The organism is Sphingomonas sp. SRI_018 (genome assembly GCF_057586275.1).
The window spans coordinates 1,959,784-1,976,430 of record NZ_JBYCZO010000001.1 but is presented as its reverse complement, the minus strand read 5'-3'; the positions used below and the strand labels follow the sequence as shown (position 1 = coordinate 1,976,430).

At 66.0% G+C, this 16,647-nt stretch carries 18 protein-coding genes; 7 read left to right on the top strand and 11 right to left on the bottom strand.

Going from position 1 to position 16,647, the window contains the following annotated elements; all coding sequences use genetic code 11:
- Window positions 1-120 precede the first annotated feature (120 nt).
- The 3 genes from der to AC2YHA_RS09195 all read left to right on the top strand — a co-directional run bounded on the left by der (window position 121) and on the right by AC2YHA_RS09195 (window position 2,208).
- Complete coding sequence (gene der / locus AC2YHA_RS09205) at window positions 121-1,488, top strand: ribosome biogenesis GTPase Der (RefSeq protein WP_487401244.1); 1,368 nt, start codon at window positions 121-123, stop codon at window positions 1,486-1,488.
- Window positions 1,485-1,691 carry a sulfurtransferase TusA family protein gene (locus AC2YHA_RS09200; RefSeq protein WP_233785679.1) on the top strand — a complete coding sequence of 69 codons (207 nt, stop codon included), beginning with the start codon at window positions 1,485-1,487 and terminating at the stop codon, window positions 1,689-1,691. Before der ends, AC2YHA_RS09200 begins: the two co-directional genes overlap by 4 nt.
- A 76-nt stretch (window positions 1,692-1,767) precedes the next feature.
- On the top strand, window positions 1,768-2,208 hold the full coding sequence (locus tag AC2YHA_RS09195) for an Hpt domain-containing protein (RefSeq protein ID WP_487401243.1): 441 nt from the start codon (window positions 1,768-1,770) through the stop codon (window positions 2,206-2,208).
- A 1,017-nt stretch (window positions 2,209-3,225) separates the two neighbouring features.
- On the opposite strand, the gene bfr is transcribed toward AC2YHA_RS09195, so the two are convergent.
- The 5 genes from bfr to purL form a co-directional block, all read right to left on the bottom strand.
- Window positions 3,226-3,705, bottom strand: a complete 480-nt coding sequence (bfr, locus tag AC2YHA_RS09190; protein WP_487401242.1) for a bacterioferritin — start codon at window positions 3,703-3,705, stop codon at window positions 3,226-3,228.
- 102 nt (window positions 3,706-3,807) lie between these two features.
- Entirely contained in the window at window positions 3,808-3,978 is a 171-nt protein-coding gene (locus AC2YHA_RS09185; RefSeq protein ID WP_233785682.1) for a (2Fe-2S)-binding protein, read from the bottom strand.
- Between the two features lie 93 nt (window positions 3,979-4,071).
- Window positions 4,072-4,518 (bottom strand): hypothetical protein, encoded by a 447-nt coding sequence (locus AC2YHA_RS09180; RefSeq protein ID WP_487401241.1) that lies wholly within the window; start codon window positions 4,516-4,518, stop codon window positions 4,072-4,074.
- 21 nt (window positions 4,519-4,539) lie between these two features.
- The gene (locus tag AC2YHA_RS09175; RefSeq protein WP_487401240.1) at window positions 4,540-4,947 is read right to left on the bottom strand and encodes a hypothetical protein; all 408 of its coding nucleotides are present in this window, start codon (window positions 4,945-4,947) and stop codon (window positions 4,540-4,542) included.
- Window positions 4,944-7,163 carry a phosphoribosylformylglycinamidine synthase subunit PurL gene (purL, locus tag AC2YHA_RS09170; RefSeq protein ID WP_487401239.1) on the bottom strand — a complete coding sequence of 740 codons (2,220 nt, stop codon included), beginning with the start codon at window positions 7,161-7,163 and terminating at the stop codon, window positions 4,944-4,946. Before purL ends, AC2YHA_RS09175 begins: the two co-directional genes overlap by 4 nt.
- A 93-nt stretch (window positions 7,164-7,256) precedes the next feature.
- Between purL and AC2YHA_RS09165 the strand changes: the two genes are divergently transcribed.
- Window positions 7,257-7,652: a PAS domain-containing protein gene (locus AC2YHA_RS09165; RefSeq protein ID WP_487401238.1), complete on the top strand. Its 396-nt coding sequence runs from the start codon at window positions 7,257-7,259 to the stop codon at window positions 7,650-7,652.
- A gap of 6 nt (window positions 7,653-7,658) precedes the next feature.
- On the opposite strand, the gene AC2YHA_RS09160 is transcribed toward AC2YHA_RS09165, so the two are convergent.
- The 5 genes from AC2YHA_RS09160 to aroQ form a co-directional block, all read right to left on the bottom strand.
- Window positions 7,659-8,135 carry a rhodanese-like domain-containing protein gene (locus AC2YHA_RS09160; RefSeq protein WP_487401237.1) on the bottom strand — a complete coding sequence of 159 codons (477 nt, stop codon included), beginning with the start codon at window positions 8,133-8,135 and terminating at the stop codon, window positions 7,659-7,661.
- Window positions 8,136-8,200: 65 nt separating this feature from the next.
- On the bottom strand, window positions 8,201-8,536 hold the full coding sequence (arsC, locus tag AC2YHA_RS09155) for an arsenate reductase (glutaredoxin) (protein ID WP_487401236.1): 336 nt from the start codon (window positions 8,534-8,536) through the stop codon (window positions 8,201-8,203).
- Entirely contained in the window at window positions 8,533-9,885 is a 1,353-nt protein-coding gene (accC, locus tag AC2YHA_RS09150) for an acetyl-CoA carboxylase biotin carboxylase subunit (protein ID WP_487401235.1), read from the bottom strand. Before accC ends, arsC begins: the two co-directional genes overlap by 4 nt.
- 10 nt (window positions 9,886-9,895) lie before the next feature.
- The gene (gene accB, locus AC2YHA_RS09145) at window positions 9,896-10,381 is read right to left on the bottom strand and encodes an acetyl-CoA carboxylase biotin carboxyl carrier protein (protein WP_233785691.1); all 486 of its coding nucleotides are present in this window, start codon (window positions 10,379-10,381) and stop codon (window positions 9,896-9,898) included.
- A 48-nt stretch (window positions 10,382-10,429) separates the two neighbouring features.
- Entirely contained in the window at window positions 10,430-10,864 is a 435-nt protein-coding gene (gene aroQ, locus AC2YHA_RS09140) for a type II 3-dehydroquinate dehydratase (RefSeq protein WP_233786522.1), read from the bottom strand.
- A gap of 136 nt (window positions 10,865-11,000) precedes the next feature.
- Here aroQ and thiS point away from each other — a divergent pair, with 136 nt between their 5' ends.
- The 3 genes from thiS (at window position 11,001) to AC2YHA_RS09125 (ending at window position 13,097) form a co-directional block, all read left to right on the top strand.
- Window positions 11,001-12,005, top strand: coding sequence for a sulfur carrier protein ThiS (gene thiS, locus AC2YHA_RS09135; protein ID WP_487401234.1), 1,005 nt, complete (start codon window positions 11,001-11,003; stop codon window positions 12,003-12,005).
- Between the two features lie 13 nt (window positions 12,006-12,018).
- Entirely contained in the window at window positions 12,019-12,813 is a 795-nt protein-coding gene (locus tag AC2YHA_RS09130; protein ID WP_487401233.1) for an alpha/beta hydrolase, read from the top strand.
- A gap of 80 nt (window positions 12,814-12,893) precedes the next feature.
- The gene (locus AC2YHA_RS09125; RefSeq protein WP_233785693.1) at window positions 12,894-13,097 is read left to right on the top strand and encodes a CsbD family protein; all 204 of its coding nucleotides are present in this window, start codon (window positions 12,894-12,896) and stop codon (window positions 13,095-13,097) included.
- Between the two features lie 215 nt (window positions 13,098-13,312).
- Here the strand turns inward: AC2YHA_RS09125 and AC2YHA_RS09120 are convergent, their stop codons facing one another.
- Window positions 13,313-16,435, bottom strand: coding sequence for a TonB-dependent receptor domain-containing protein (locus AC2YHA_RS09120; protein WP_487401232.1), 3,123 nt, complete (start codon window positions 16,433-16,435; stop codon window positions 13,313-13,315).
- Window positions 16,436-16,647: the final 212 nt, after the last annotated feature.

The following is a 16,647-nucleotide window of genomic DNA, read 5'->3' as shown; positions in this document are numbered from 1 at the left end:
GGCGGTTTACGGCCTGCGCCTGCAATGGGCAACGGTCTGGAAGGGGGAGCCCGATGTCGATGGCCCGCTCGCATCGAGGGGAGCTTCGACAAGCTCGATTCGAACGGGTAGGGAGGCCCGATGCCACTCCCCACCGTCGCCATCATCGGCCGCCCCAACGTCGGCAAGTCGACGCTGTTCAACCGGCTCGTCGGCAAGCGCCTGGCGCTGGTCGACGACCAGCCGGGCGTGACCCGCGACCGCCGAGAGGGCGACGCGACTCTGCTCGGGCTCGATTTCCGCGTCGTCGACACCGCCGGCTTCGAGGATGAGGATGCCGCGACCCTGCCGGGCCGGATGCGCGTGCAGACCGAGGCCGCGGTCGCGGATGCCGATGTCGCGCTGTTCATGGTCGATGCGCGCGCCGGCATCGTTCCGCTGGACGAAGAGATCGCCCGCTGGCTGCGCAGCGCGGATACGCCGGTGGTGCTGGTCGCCAACAAGGCCGAGGGCCGCGCCGGCGAAAGCGGCGTGATCGAGGCGATGGCGCTCGGCTTCGGCGATCCCGTGCAGCTTTCCGCCGAGCATGGCGAGGGCATCGCCGACCTGTTCGAGGCGTTGCTGCCCTATATCGACCGCGAAGCCGGGGACGAGCCGGAGGACGACGAGAGCCCCGATGCGCCGCTCAAGCTGGCGATCGTCGGCCGCCCAAATGCCGGCAAGTCGACGCTGATCAACCGGATGCTCGGGCAGGATCGGCTGATCACCGGGCCGGAAGCCGGCATCACCCGTGATTCGATCGCGATCGACTGGCAATGGCCGGATCCCGCCGGCGGCACGCGTGCCGTCCGCCTGATCGACACCGCCGGGATGCGCAAGAAGGCGCGGGTGCAGGACAAGCTCGAGAAGCTGTCGGTGATGGACGCGCTGCGCGCGGTCGATTTCGCCGAGGTGGTGGTGCTGCTGCTCGACGCGACCAAGGGGCTCGAGGTCCAGGACCTCAAGATCGCCGACCGCGTGCTGCAGGAAGGGCGTGCGCTGGTCATCGCGCTCAACAAATGGGACGTCGCCGAGGACGCCTCCAAGCTGTTCAACGGCGTCAAGGCCGCGCTCGACGAGGGGCTGGCGCAGGTGAAGGGCGTGCCGCTGCTCACCGTCTCCGGCGCGACCGGGAAGGGGATCGATACGCTGCTCAAGGTCGCGTTCGAGACGCGCGAGGCCTGGTCGCGGCGCGTGTCGACCGGCCAACTCAACCGCTGGTTCGAACGCGCGATCGAGGCCAACCCGCCCCCCGCGCCAGGCGGCAAGCGGATCAAGGCGCGCTACGTGACCCAGGTGAAGACGCGCCCCCCCAGCTTCGTGCTGTTCGGCACCCGCGTCGACATGCTGCCCGAAAGCTATCGCCGCTATCTGGTCAATGGCCTGCGCCGCGAGTTCGATTTCGGCGCGGTGCCGGTGCGGCTCACGCTGCGCGCGCCGAAGAACCCCTTCGACCGGGACCGCGAATGATCGAGATCGACGCGCGCGGAATGCGCTGTCCGTGGCCGGCGATCCGGCTCGCCCGGGCGCTGCGCGAGCATGGCACGGCCGAGGTGGCGATCCTCGCCGACGATCCCGCCGCTCCGCGCGAGCTTGCCGCGGTCGCCGCGGCTGCCGGACGGGCGTTGGTGACCGACAGCGAAATGCGCTTCCGCGTCGAGGCAAGCGGCTGAATCAACACCCTGTTTACCGCGCTCGGCTATGACGCTCGGTGGCTCTTTCGGCCGAAGGAGCTTCGGAGGCACAGGAATGACGTTCGCTGACATGGGCGAATCGCTGATCGACTGGACCGTTTTCGCCGCGGCACGCGCCGAGCTCGGCGCCAATTTCGTGCGCATCCTCGGCTATTTCCGCGAGGACGGCGCCAAATCGGTCGCGCAGATCGAGGAGGCGATGCGCGCCGGCAACGCCGCGGCGATGGTGCTCCCCGCCCATACCCTCAAAGGCGAATCGCACCAGTTCGGCGCCGAGGTGCTGGCGACGCTCGCCGAGACGATCGAGGTGATCGCCCGCGGCTGCGTCGAGCGCCACGACGCGCCCCAGCAGGCGCTGGAGCATGTCGTCCGCCTGCGCCCCGTCTTCCAGCAGACGCTCGAGCTGCTCGAACGCGAGACCAACCCGCTGGTCGAACGCCGCCCGACCTTTGGCCGCAAGCCGATCCTGGCCGGGGGCGGGTTCGAGCGGGAATAAGATAGGCTAGGATCAAATCGTCATGCCGGACTTGTTCCGGCATCCACATCTCCACGGAGACTGTAATCGAGGTTCCGGCTGGAACCTAGCGAGTGGACAAATTGACTTGGCATGATTGCGGGTGAGCGTAAGGGTTACGCATGCATGTCCGATCGATTTTGGCTTTCGTCCTATTTCTTTCGGGCTGCGCAACCACCCACGCGATTGAATGCACTGCCCCAGCATTACCAACCGCTGATGAGGTCAACCATTACGTGCGATCGCATTGGCCAGTCGTGAGCAAAAGCTTTGCACGACTTTCACGTAGGCCGGGAGAAAGCGCTGAATTAGTGGGGATATCCGAGGTTTCGTGCGGCTACACGTATACCACGCCGGAATGTTCGTATCAGGTGACCGGACGCTTCGGAAACGAGCCAAACGTTCAGCAGCGCCTGTTTTCTCAATTCGATCGGGACCAGGCCGGCAACTTGGTTGAAGTCATCGTCATGTGGCACGAGCGCCGCCGATGAGTTCTGCTTAGGCAGGTCCGAGTTGGCATGTTGGCCCAACTCATCGTTTCAGCGAAGCCGCGTACTCCGCACGTCGCTTGCAATGTAGGATTTCGCCTGCTTGGCTCGTCCGGTCCGAGCCGCACTAGCGCTGGTCCGCTCTTTGATCCTGTCGATCATTTATGTCGCGTCCGTGCCGCGCCACTGTCGCGTCCGTGCGCCGTCCTTGTCGCGGCGGTGCCGCGTCTATGGCGCGCCCCTGGCGCGTCCGCGTCGCGATCCTATCGCGTCCCTGCAGCGTTCCAGACAAGGCCTGCAAAACACATGACCTGAGTCAATTTAGTCAACATTTCCGGGGGGAGCCCGACACCGGAAGGCCTCATCCGGACGGGCCTCGTCTACCTATGACTTTCGTGACCTTCGACGGATTTCTGCGGGTTTCAGCGCCCGTCTCGAGGCGTCGTGACCGGCGCCCGCCGGCCGTCACTCATTGACGTGGCGCGCTCCGCGAGGAGCGCGCCGTCACAGCCTAATCGCCCTCGCTCTTGGCGTTGAGCTGGATATAGTTCTGCAGCCCCATCCGCTCGATCATCTCGAACTGGGTCTCGAGCGTGTCGACATGCTCCTCCTCGTTGCCGAGGATGCGGGCGAACAGGTCGCGGCTCACGAAGTCGCGCACGCTCTCGCAATATTCGATCGCGCCCTTGAGCTGTGCCACCGCCTCGATCTCGAGCTCGAGGTCGCCGCGCAGCACTTCCTCGACCGTCTCGCCGATGCGCAGCCGGCCGAGCAGCTGGAAGTTGGGCAGGCCTTCGAGGAACAGGATGCGCTCCGCCAGCTCGTCGGCGTGCTTCATCTCGTCGATCGATTCGTGTCGCTCGAACTCGGCGAGCTTCTTGACGCCCCAATTGTCGAGCAGGCGATAGTGCAGCCAATATTGGTTGATCGCGGTCAGCTCGTTCCGGAGCGCCTCGTTGAGAAATTCGATGACCTTGGGGTCGCCCTTCATGCCGCGTCCTTCGTTTCGTGACGGGCGGGATTCTACACCTGTTCGGGCGTGCCGAACACCCAAAAAATGGCGGATTTCTGCGGGTTTCAGCGGCTGCGAATGCTACGCAGCAGCGCGCTCCTGATCGATAATGGCTCGCGCGAACGGCACGCACTGGCCGCATTTCGCCTGGCATCCCAGCGCACGATAGGCCTGACAGGCGCTCACCGCGCCCTCCCGCGCCGCCTGCCTCACCTCACGCTCGCGAATTGCATTGCAGACGCAGACGACCATCGGAACCCCGCAGTGTGGAGCACCCGATCTAGCGATACTGCGAGTGATTCGCAACTCTATTGCATGCGATTTGCAAAAGCGGACGCGAACCGATCAGCGTCGGGCGATGTAGGCGATCGGCACGCCGACCAGGACGATGTGGCAGAAGAGCTGAGTCGCGATGCCCGCGGCGCTCGGCATCGTTCCGAAGCGGAGCGGCACCACCACCAGGTTCATCGCCGCCCAGGTGGCGAGGCCGTAGACGACACCCCACAGCAGCGGCCTGGCTTTGAGCGCCGCGATGCGGTCGGCGGCGAGGACGAACACGGCCGCCATGACCGCCATCAGCGCGAAATGGACGGCGAGGCCCAGCACCGCTCCGCCTGCGCCCCAATCCTTCGCACCCGGGAAGGGGCCCGAGGCGACGTAGCGCAGCATCCTGTCGACCTTGCCGCCGTAGAACAGCGTGAGCCCGATCGCCGCCAGAATGTCGAGCGTTCCTGCAACCGCGGTCGCGGCGGCGATTCGCTTCGCCGCGCCTGTTTCGATCACGTCCCCCATGCTTCCTCCCCCTTGCTGATGTCAGCGCAGCTCCTTGCGGATCACCAGCTTCAATCCTGACCAGATCGGATCGATCGCGCAAACCTTCACGTCGACCAGCCCGGTCGGCAGCGCGACCTCGCGCACCACGTCCTCGGTGATGTCGGTCGGCACCTTCGCCGTCTGCTTGGGCCATGAGACCCATAGCATGCCCGCCGGAGCGAGCAGCTGGCGCAGTGCCGCCACCTTGCGCTGCAGCTCGGCACGCTCGGTCACGAAGATGTGCGCCGCATCGAGTCCCGCCGAGGGCGATACCTGCGGATCGACCCCGATCGCCTCGGGATCGATCTCTGCCAGCACGGTCTCGGGCATACCGTCGAACCACGCCCGCATGCCGGGCTTGTAGCCCAGCTTCTGCGCCAGCGGCGTGGCCGAATAGCCCGCGGTCATGCCACCAGTGTATTCCCCATCAGCGTCGGGAAGAAGCCCTCATGCGCGGCGCGCAGCTCGTCGAGCGCGACGACGTGGTCGCCTTCGTGGCACTCGAAGATCAGGCGATGGGCGATCGTCTTGCCGAGCGGCTCGACCGGCACTCCGGCCCGCACCGAGGCCAGGAGGAAGTCGTTGAGCTTGAGGTCGTCGACCGTGGCGACGTAGAGACCCTGGTCCTCGGCGAAGTAGCTGCCGGCGAGGCCCAGCGGATGCGGCGCATGGACATGGGCGCCGATGCCGCTCGCCAGCGCCATCTCGGCGATCGCAACGGCAAGCCCTCCGTCGGAGACGTCGTGCACCGCGGTGAGCGCGCCGTTGGCGATCCAGTGGCGGACGAAGGCGCCGTTACGGCGCTCGGCATCGAGGTCGACCGGCGGTGGCGGGCCTTCCTCGCGGCCGTGGACCTCGCGCAGCCACAGCGACTGGCCGAGATGGCCCTTGCGCTCGCCGATCAGGACGATGACGTCGCCGGTCTCTTTGAACGCGATCGTCGCGGACTTGGACCAGTCGGGCAGCAGGCCGACGCCGCCGATCGCCGGCGTCGGCAGGATCGCGGTGCCGGTGCCGTCGTCCTTCTTGCTCTCGTTGTAGAGGCTGACGTTGCCCGACACGATCGGGAAGTCGAGCGCGCTGCACGCGGCCGCCATGCCCTCGATGCAGCCGACGAACTGGCCCATGATCTCGGGCCGCTGCGGGTTGCCGAAGTTCATGCAGTCGGTTGCCGCCAGCGGCTTGGCGCCGACCGCGCAGAGGTTGCGCCAGGTCTCGGCGATCGCCTGCTTGCCGCCCTCGACCGGGTCGGCGAAGCAGTAGCGCGGGGTACAGTCGGTCGCGATCGCGAGGCCCTTCTGCGTACCATGGACGCGGACCACCGCGGCATCGCCGCCGGGGCGCTGGACCGTGTCGGCGCCGACCATGTGGTCGTACTGCTCCCAGATCCAGCGGCGCGAGGCGAGGTCGGGCGAGCCCATCAGCTTGAGGAGGTCGCCGGCGATGTCGGTCGTCTCCGGCGCGTCGGCGAGCGGGGCGGGGGCGGGGGTGCGCACCCACGGCCGGTCGTACTTCGGCGCCTCGTCGGCGAGCGGGCCGAGCGGGATATCGGCGACGGTCTCGCCCTGCCACTTCAGCACCATCCGCCCGGTGTCGGTGACGCGTCCGATCACCGCGAAGTCGAGCTCCCACTTGCGGAAGATCGCCTCCGCCTCGGCCTCGCGGCCGGGCTTCAGCACCATCAGCATCCGTTCCTGGCTCTCCGAGAGCATCATCTCGTAGGGCGTCATGCCGGTCTCGCGCTGCGGCACGTCGTCCATGACGAGCTCGATGCCGACACCGCCCTTCGACGCCATCTCGACCGAGGAGGAGGTGAGGCCGGCGGCGCCCATGTCCTGGATCGCGACGATCGCGTCCGAGGCCATCAGCTCGAGGCACGCCTCGATCAGCAGCTTCTCGGTGAAGGGATCGCCGACCTGGACGGTCGGGCGCTTCTCCTCCGAATCCTCGCTGAAGTCGGCGGAGGCCATGGTGGCGCCGTGGATGCCGTCGCGGCCGGTCTTGGAGCCGACGTAGACGATCGGATTGCCGACGCCCGAGGCGGCCGAATAGAAGATCTTGTCGGTGTGGGCGACGCCCACGGTCATCGCGTTGACCAGGATGTTGCCGTCATAGGCGGCATGGAAGTTGGTCTCGCCGCCCACCGTCGGCACGCCGACGCAATTGCCGTAGCCGCCGATGCCGTGGACCACGCCCGCGATCAGGTGGCGCATCTTGGGATGGTCGGGCCGGCCGAAGCGCAGCGCGTTCATGTTGGCGACGGGACGGGCTCCCATGGTGAACACGTCGCGCAGGATGCCGCCGACCCCCGTCGCCGCGCCCTGATAGGGTTCGATGTACGACGGGTGGTTGTGGCTCTCCATCTTGAAGATCGCCGCCTGGCCGTCGCCGATGTCGACCACGCCGGCATTCTCGCCGGGACCCTGGATCACTTGCGGGCCAGTGGTCGGGAGCTTGCCGAGGTGGATGCGGCTCGACTTGTACGAGCAATGCTCGGACCACATCACGCTGAAGATGCCGAGTTCGGTCAGGTTAGGCTCGCGGCCCATGGCGTGCAGGACGCGCTCATATTCCTCCGGGGAGAGGCCGTGCTCGGCGACGATCTCGGGCGTGATTTCAGTCATGCGGGAGGCCCTTAGCGGGCGTCTGCGCGTTCGTCACCTTGTCGTCGTGCGAAGGATGCTGACGGTCAGCCGGTTTTCGGATAGGATGGCGGCGTGTCGCTCCAGCTGATCCTCACCGATCCTTCGACGTTCGTGCCGATCCCGCTGCTGGCCCCGCTCCCGGGAGCGTGGCAATGCGACCTCAAGGACGATTCGCTGACCTGGAGCCGCAGCGTGTTCGACCTGTTCGGCATTCCGCGCGACACGCCGATCGATCGCCGCGACATCGTCGAGATGTATTGCGAGGAATCGCGCGAACTGCTCGAACGGCTGCGCAGCGAGGCGATCGCCAGTCGTGGCAGCTTCACCTTCGAGACCAGGATCCACCGCCTGGACGGGACCATGCGGTGGATGCGCGTCACCGCGGATACCCTGTGCAGCAACGGCCGCGTGACGCATCTCTACGGCCAGAAGCAGGACATCACCCACCTCATCGGCGGGCTCTGTTAAAGCGCCTCATCCCTTGACCCACCGCACCGCCGGATCGTCGAAATCGACCGTCTCGCCGAGCTCGTAAACGTTGGCATAGCCATAGGCGGCGAGATTGATGAAGGTCTGGATGTTGAGCGAGACTGCCGGCGCCTTGAGCCGCACCGGCGAGCGGTCGTTCGCGAAATTGTTGTTGCAGTAGATCAGGATCGGCCGCGTCCGGTCGGGCAGCGCGGCGGCGAGCGCATCGGCGGTGAAATCGGTCAGCGGCAGGTTGACCGCACCGTCGATATGGCCCTGCCGGAAGGCGTCCGCCGACCGCGCGTCGAGGATCACTGCCTTTCCGCTGCGCGCCATCTCCTGGAACCTGGCGAGGGTGATGCGGCGGCGTTCGCGCCTGGGCGCGACGTCCGCGGCGAGCCGCTGGAAGCCCGGATAGTCGATTCGCGGATTGGGCGGCGGCGTGTCGGCGGCAAGCAGCGCGGCGACCAGGAGCAAGGGCATCGTTGTCCCCTCAGCGTGTTCTCCGGGGAGGCTGGACCAGCGGCGATGAAGCCGCGGTTAACGTCCTAGAGGATCGTCCGAACCTTCTCCGGCGGACGGCCGAGCACGACGCCTTTCGCGGTCTCGACCAGCGGCCGCTCGATCAGGATCGGGGCGGCCGCCATCACATCCAGGATCGCGTCGTCGGATGCACCCTTGAGCGTCTTGGCGGCGTTCTCGGCCGTACGCAGCCCTTCGCGCGGCGTCATGCCGGCGCGGGCATAGAGGCGGGCGAGTTCGTCGCGGCTCGGCGGGGTCTTAAGATACTCGACCACGGTCACCTCGGCGCCCGCTTCATGCAGGATCGCCAGCGCCTCGCGCGACTTGGAGCAGCGCGGGTTATGCCAGATCGTCGCCTTCATGCGTCCTGTTTCGCCAGCCACTCTTCGAGCCACTTGATCGTATAGGCGCCCTGCTGGAACTCGGGATCGTCGAGCAGATGCTGGTGGAGCGGGATGGTGGTCTTCATCCCCTCGATCACGAACTCCTCCAGCGCGCGGCGCAGCCGCATCAGGCAGCGTTCGCGGGTGCTGCCGTAGACGATCAGCTTGGCGACCATCGAATCGTAATAGGGCGGCACGCGATAGCCGGTGTAGAGCCCGCTATCGACGCGCACGTGCATTCCGCCCGGCGCGTGAAAGTGCGTCACCGTCCCCGGCGAGGGGGCGAAGGTGCGCGGGTCCTCGGCGTTGATGCGGCATTCGATCGCATGGCCGTGGAACGCGATGTCCTCCTGCCGGCACGACAGGCCCTCGCCCTCGGCGACGCGGATCTGCTCGCGGACCAGGTCGATGCCGGTGACCATCTCGGTGATCGGGTGCTCGACCTGCAGGCGGGTATTCATCTCGATGAAGTAGAACTTCCCGTCTTCCCACAGGAACTCGATCGTGCCGGCGCCGCGATAGCCCATGTCGGCCATCGCCTTGGCGACGATGCCGCCCATCCGCGCGCGCTCCTCGGGCGTGATGATCGGGGAGGGAGCCTCCTCCAGCACCTTCTGGTGGCGGCGCTGGAGCGAGCAGTCGCGCTCGCCGAGGTGAATGGCGTTGCCCTCGCCGTCGCCGAACACCTGGAACTCGATGTGGCGCGGGTTGCCGAGGTATTTCTCCATGTAGACGGTGGCGTCGCCGAACGCCGCCTTGGCCTCGCTGCCGGCCTGCTGCATCAGCGTCTCGAGCTGGTCCTCGGCCTCGACCACCTTCATGCCGCGTCCGCCGCCGCCGGAGGCCGCCTTGATCAGCACCGGATAGCCGATCTTCTTGGCGAGGCGCTTCGCCTCGGCGACGTCCGCGATCGCGCCGTCGGAGCCCGGCACTAGCGGCAGGCCGAGCGCGCCCGCGGTGCGCTTCGCCTCCACCTTGTCGCCCATCGTGCGGATGTGCTCGGGCTTCGGCCCGACGAAGATGATGTTGTGGAGCTCGACGATCTCGGCGAAGCGGGCGTTCTCGCTCAGGAAGCCGTAGCCCGGGTGAATCGCGTCCGCCCCGCTGATCTCTGCCGCCGAGATGATGTTGGGGATGTTGAGGTAGCTCTCGACCGCGGGCGGCGGGCCGATGCAGATCGCCTCGTCCGCCAGCCGCACGTGCATCGCGTCGGCGTCGGCGGTCGAGTGCACCGCGACCGTCTTGATCCCCATCTCGTGGCAGGCGCGATGGATGCGCAGCGCGATCTCGCCACGGTTGGCAATCAGCAGCTTCTTGATTTTAGGCATGGGCGCCGCGTTACTCGACCACGACGAGCGGCTGGTCGAACTCGACCGGCTGACCGTTCTCGATCAGCATCGCCTTCACGGTGCCGGCGGCCGGCGCGACGATCGGGTTCATCACCTTCATCGCCTCGATGATCAGCAGCGTGTCGCCGGCCTTCACTTGCTGGCCGACCGCGACGAACGGCTTCGCCTCCGGATTGGGGGAAAGATAGGCGGTACCCACCATCGGCGATTTGACTGCATTGGCGTGGCTCGCCGCCGGGGCGGCAGCCGCGCCGCTCTCTACAACCGGGGCGCTTGCCGCCGGAAGCGGGGCGGGAGCCGGTGCATAGGCGACGGGGGGCGCAGCGGGGGCGGCGGCACGGGCGACGCGCACCTTGCGCTCACCGTCTTGCACCTCGATCTCGGTGAGCTGGGTCTCGTCGAGCACCTGGGCGAGCTGGCGCACCAGGGCGATATCGACGTGCATCTCGCCGTTGGATGTTACGGTTTCGGTCATTCGCTCCCTCGGGGACTCGGCCCTCGAAAAATGAAAGCGCGCGCTCTGTCAGAGTCGCGCGGCGGCTTCAAGCGCGAGTAGATACGACAGCGCACCGAAACCGGCGATGGTTCCTCGCGCCGCGCGTCCGACATAGCTCAGATGGCGGAAGTCCTCGCGGGTGTGCGGGTTGGAAAGGTGCACCTCGATCACCGGCACGTTCACTGCCTTGATCGCGTCATGGATCGCGACGCTGGTATGGGTGAAGCCGGCGGCATTGAGCAGCACCGCCTTTGCCCCGACCGACTGCGCTTCCTGCAGCCAGTCGACGAGATGGCCTTCATGATTCGACTGGCGCACCTCGACCTCGAGCCCGAGTTCGCGCGCCCGGTCCTCCAGCCTGCCGGCGATGTCGTCGAGCGTGTCCGATCCGTAGATCTCCGGCTCGCGCGTCCCCAACAGGTTCAGGTTCGGCCCGTTGAGGACGTAGACGGTATCGGCCAAGAGCTGTCCCCACATTCAGCAGTGCGCCCCCCATACCCGCTCGTATCGAGCGAAGTCGAGACACGTTGACACATCCGCGCTGCATGTCGGCCCAAGCCCCTCGACTTCGCTCGGGGCGAACGGGTAGGGGAGGGGCATGCATACCGACGGCACCGTCACGATCATCGTCAACGGCGAACACCGCCGCGTCGCCGCGGGGCTTAGCCTCGCCGAACTCGCCGGCGAGCTGGGGCTGGCGCCAGAGAAGGTCGCGGTCGAGCGGAATTTGGAGGTGGTGCCGCGGTCCACGCTGGGACAGGTCTGCGTCGAGGACGGCGACGAGATCGAGATCGTCCACTTCGTCGGCGGCGGCGATCATGCGCCCGCGATCGCCGACGATTCGTGGACCGTCGCCGGCAAGACCTTCCGCTCGCGCCTGATCGTCGGCACGGGCAAGTACAAGGATTTCGCCGAGAACGCCGCCGCGGTCGAGGCGTCGGGCGCGGAGATCGTTACCGTCGCGGTCAGGCGCGTCAACGTCAGCGATCCCAAGGCGCCGATGCTGACCGACTTCATCGATCCCAGGCGCATCACCTACCTTCCCAACACCGCCGGCTGCTTCACTGCCGAGGAGGCGATCCGCACGCTGCGTCTCGCACGCGAGGCGGGAGGATGGGAGCTGGTCAAGCTCGAGGTGCTGGGCGAGGCACGCACGCTCTATCCCGACATGGTCGAGACGATCCGCGCGACCGAGATCCTGGCGAAGGAAGGCTTCAAGCCGATGGTCTACTGCGTCGACGACCCGATCGCCGCCAGGCGGCTGGAGGATGCCGGCGCGGTCGCGATCATGCCGCTGGGCGCACCGATCGGATCGGGGCTCGGCATCCAGAACCGCGTCACCATCCGGCTGATCGTCGAGGGCGCCACGGTGCCGGTGCTGGTCGATGCCGGCGTCGGCACCGCGTCGGATGCGGCGGTGGCGATGGAATTGGGCTGCGACGGCGTGCTGATGAACACCGCGATCGCCGAGGCCAAGGATCCGATCGCGATGGCGCGGGCGATGCGGCTGGCGGTGGAAGGCGGGCGTTTCGCCTATCTCGCCGGGCGGATGGGGAAGCGACGCTACGCCGATCCGTCGAGCCCGCTGGCGGGGCTGATCTGACGGGAGAAGGCATATGCGGGCGACGATCGGACTGGTGATGCTGGCGGCGCTGGCGGGATGCCAGCCGGCGGGCGAGGCCAACAATCAATCGGCCAATGTCGCCGCAACGATCGAGGCCCAGCCGCACAAGGTCACGCTCAAGGCGGCCGACGGCGTCACCGTGCACGGCCGCTACTATGAGGCGGACTCGCCCAAGGCGCTGATCCTGCTGTTCCACCAGGCCGGCTCCAGCAAGGACGAATATGCGACCATCGCGCCGCGGCTGGTGGAGGCGGGCTATTCGGCGCTGGCGATCGACCAGCGTTCGGGCGGCGGGCTCTACGGCCCCAATGAGACCGTCGCGGGTGACGGCGCCGCGATGGAGATGCCGGAGGGCGAGAGCTATCTCGCTGCCCAGAAAGACCTGGAGGCGGCGCTCGCCTGGGGGCAGCAGCAGAAGCTGCCGATCGTGCTGTGGGGGAGCAGCTATTCCTCCTCGCTGATCTTCCGCCTGGCGGCGGCGCATCCGGGGGCGGTCAAGGCGCTGCTCGCCTTCTCGCCGGGTGAATATTTCGACGACAAGATGCTGATCCGAAAGGCCGCCGCCAAGGTGACGGTGCCGGTGTTCGTCACCTCGACCGCCGACAAGGACGAGGTCGAGAACGGCGACCTCGTCTTCAAGGCGCTGCCGAAGAACGACACGTCGGAGCGGATCGTGCCGCGGCGATCGGTGCACGGCTCGTCGATGCTGGTCGAGTCGAAGAATCCGGATGGCGCGGCCGACATCTGGCAGGCTGTGCTCGCCTTCCTCGGCAAGGTCGCGCCCTGAGCGGCTCTGCAAGCTTCCGGAACATGCCGTCCGACGGATCGTTTTTCCTGTCGTGACAAGAGTTTCCGAGGAGAGGCCCGATGGGCGAACTGATCGACAAAGTGAAAGGCAACATCAACGAGATGGCCGGCAAGGCGAAGCAGGCGATGGCCGGCGACGCCGACGATCCGGCCCGCACGCGCCGCGATGACGAGCTCGCCGCCGAAGGCGCCGCGCAGGAGATGAAGGGTAAGGGCCAGCAATTCGCCGGCAAGCTCAAAGGCGCGCTCGGCGACGACATCTGACCGATTCGTCCACGCAGGCGATGGAGGCCGCTTCGGGAGACCGGGGCGGCCTTTTCCCGTTGGGGATGCGACATGGTCTCGAAGACGAGACTGCAGGAGAGCGTGTGCGACTTGATGATCGCCCTGGGCGCCGTGGGCAGCTCCGAGCGCCGACCGGAAAAAATTGGGGCCGCCCGCGAAGGAGACGGCCCCCCTACATTCCGACAATTCGAGCGTCAGAACTTCACTTCGACGCCGGCATAGAAGAAGCGGCCGACGTTGTCGTAGATGCCACTGCCTTCAGTGGTGCCGTCGAGCCCATAGGGCGGAAGCCGGTCCGTGATATTGTCGACGCCCGCATAGATGCGATATCGATCGCTGACCTTCGCTCCGACGCGGATGTCGTGATAGAAGACCCTCGGGTACCAGGGATTCGCATAGGCGTCCGGGTTCTCGGGCGGGCGCCCCTGCCAGCTGAACTGGGTTTCATAGGTTCCGATCGTCTGCGGACCGATGTAACGCATCTTGTATGTCAGATCGAAGCCGCCGAAATCGAGCGTCGACGACAGATTGGCTTCCCACCGCGGATCGCCGAGCTCAAAGAGCTGGCGGTTGATAAAGGACGGCGTGTTGATGTCGGTATAGTTGTCGCGCCTGATGACATAGCTGACGATGCCGCGGAGGCTGAGGCGCACGCCGTCGTCGAGCGGCGTGTTATAGGCCAGATCGAGGTTGATGCCGGACGTCTTCTGCTTCGCGAAGTTGAACGGCCCCGACAGGAAGGCGGCCTCGGTGGGGCCCACCTGATAGCTGACCGTGCTCCCACCGACCATACGATCAAACTGGCCGAAGAAGGTGCCGTCGGGACGACGGAAGACCGCCGCGCAATATTGGTTGTCGATCCCGCTCGGGCTGTCATAGCACTGATTGATGATCGTCTGCGAACCGAGCGAGAAGATCACGTTGTCGATCGTGACGTTGTAATAGTCGACCGACAGGGTGAAGCCCGGGATCCAGCGCGGCTTCAGGACGGCGCCGACGGTGAAGCTCGTGCCGCGCTCCGCATCGAGATTGGGGTTCGAGCCGTTGAGGCCGCGCACGCCCGAGGCGGGCGTATTCGTCCACGGCACGGTGACGCCGCCCACGACCTCAGTCGTCGGCACGCCGGCCGCGGCGCAATTGCGGACGCGGTTCGGATTATTGTTGATCTGCGTCGCGGAGCACGGATCGACCAACCCAGTGAGGTAGGTCTGGCTGGGCGAGGCATAGAGATCGCTCTGCGTCGGTGCACGGACCGACTTGCCGTAGCTCGCGCGGAAACGCAGATCCTGCACCGGAGCCCAGGTGCCGCCGACGCTCCATGTCCAGACGGTGCCGGTCCGGCCGATGTTATAGTCGGACACACGGGCCGAGCCCTCGAACGACAGCTCCTTGAAGAAGGGCATGTCGGCGAGCAGCGGGATGCGGACCTCGCCGAATGCTTCCTTCACCTTGAGCTTCGGCGGCGCGAAGTCGGGAATGGCATTGAGGAAGGTATTCCCTGCCGCGGTGAAGGCGTCATAGGCGGCGAAGGCGGTTTCCTCACGATATTCTCCGCCGAACGCAAAGCCGATCGGTCCGCCGGGCAGGCTGAACAGCTGAGAGAGGTCGCCCCGGACGAACCCCGTAATGTCGAGTAGCTCGGCCCGCTGGCGCCGGCTCGATTTGACCGTGACATAGTCGAGCGCTGCCTGGCTCGGCGCGCCATAGCCGAACAGGTTGAGCGGTACGCAGGCGGGATCGTCGTTGGCCGAGCTCGCATCGGCGTTCACCGCGCAGACGATATTGCCCGCCGTATTGCGCACGGCATTGATCGCGCGGCCGTAGCGTGCCGAGTCGATGTTGCCTTCGGTTTCGTAATAGGTCTTGAGCTTGCCGTAGTTGACGCTCAGCTCATAACCCCAATCTTCGTTGAAGGTGCCGCTTGCGCCGCCGGTGATCTGGAACACCTCGCGCTGGTGATCCTCGCCGCGGCCGCCGAAGTCGATGTTGAAGCGCTGCGCGGTGAAGGTCGTGGCGCCGGGCGCGAGCGACGAGACCAGCAGCGCGCGCGCCTGCGACGTCAGGAACGGATTGTTGATGCTGAACATGTTGTTGAAGAAGGTCGGCTGGCCTTCCTGAACCGAATCGACGCGAATATATTTGCCCTCGAGGAAGGGGACGAACGCCTCCGAAACCTCATAGTGCGACAGGAAATTGATGGCCTTGCGGTCGAGCTTCGGCAGAAGCTGGCCGCTCAGGCGCAGCGTCGAGCCGAGGCCGCCGACGCTGTTGCTCGAACCATAGACGCGCAGATCCTCGATCACATTGTTCCGGGCGAGCGTGCCGTCGGGCATGAACACGAACGTATAGCCCAGCTCCGCGCCGGTATTGCTCCGCTGCCCCGTGCAGTTGAGGGCGCGCCGCGCGGCGTTGGCTGGCGTGTTCGCCGGGCAAGCGGAGGTGTAGAGTCCGCCTTCCGAGATGTTGATGTTGCGCACGCCGCGCAGGAAAATGTTGTCCGGAATGCCGTCGCCGGCGGACGGCTCGCCCACGGTATTGTCATAGGCGTTGAACTGATTGCGGCCGGAAAAGGCGCCGAAATAATCGTCGCGGTCGGTATAGTAGACTGCGTTCTGCACCGCATATTCGGCGGAGAGCGTGACGTTGCCGCGACCCTCGCTGAAATTCTTGCCCGCGGTCAGACTGACGAAATAGGAGCCGCGGTCCCCGCGATCCGAGATGCCGCCCTGGGCGCGTCCGGTAATCCCTTCGAAGTCGCGGCGAAGGACGTAGTTGACCACGCCGGCAACCGCGTCCGAACCGTAGATGGACGAAGCGCTGCCGATGATGACATCGACTCGTTCGAGCAGATCGGCGGGAACATTGTTCACGTCGACCCGATTGATGCCCGGCGTCGAGGTGACATGGCGCCTGCCGTTGACGAGCGTCAGGGTACGCGCCGTGCCCAGGCCAAGCAGGTCCATGGCATTGATGCCCGCGGTGCCGATGAAGCGCGTCGAATTGCTCTGACTGAAAGTCGACCGGAGCGCCGGAAGCTGGTTCAGCGCGTCGCCGACCGACAGATTGCCGGTCGAGAACAGTTCGTCGCGCGTGATCGAGGTGATCGGCGCGATCGAGGTGTCGTTCGGCCGCAGCAGGCGGGAGCCGGTGACGACGATTTCTTCGTTGTTTGCCGCCTGGGACTCGTCCGACTGATCCTCCTGCGGCGCGGTAACCGTCGCCCCCGTCGCGACTTGAGTGGCCTGTGCAGAAACTGCGGATGGAGCAAGCAGCAGCGTACCGGCAAGCGCCGTCGCGCTCAGAAACGAGCTCTTCATGAATATACCCCCTGTTCAAGCCTTACGGCTGTTCAGCCAATTGAAAGGAACGATCGGGGGCTCGCAACAATTTTTCGTTTATGCAGGTCTCACCACCTCAAAAAGGGGTAGTGCTGTTGCATATGGGTAACAGAAACATGATAATGATTACATCTGTCGTTGATGAATTATTGCCAATTATTGCTGGGGTTCGATCGCGAGCTAACGAACGC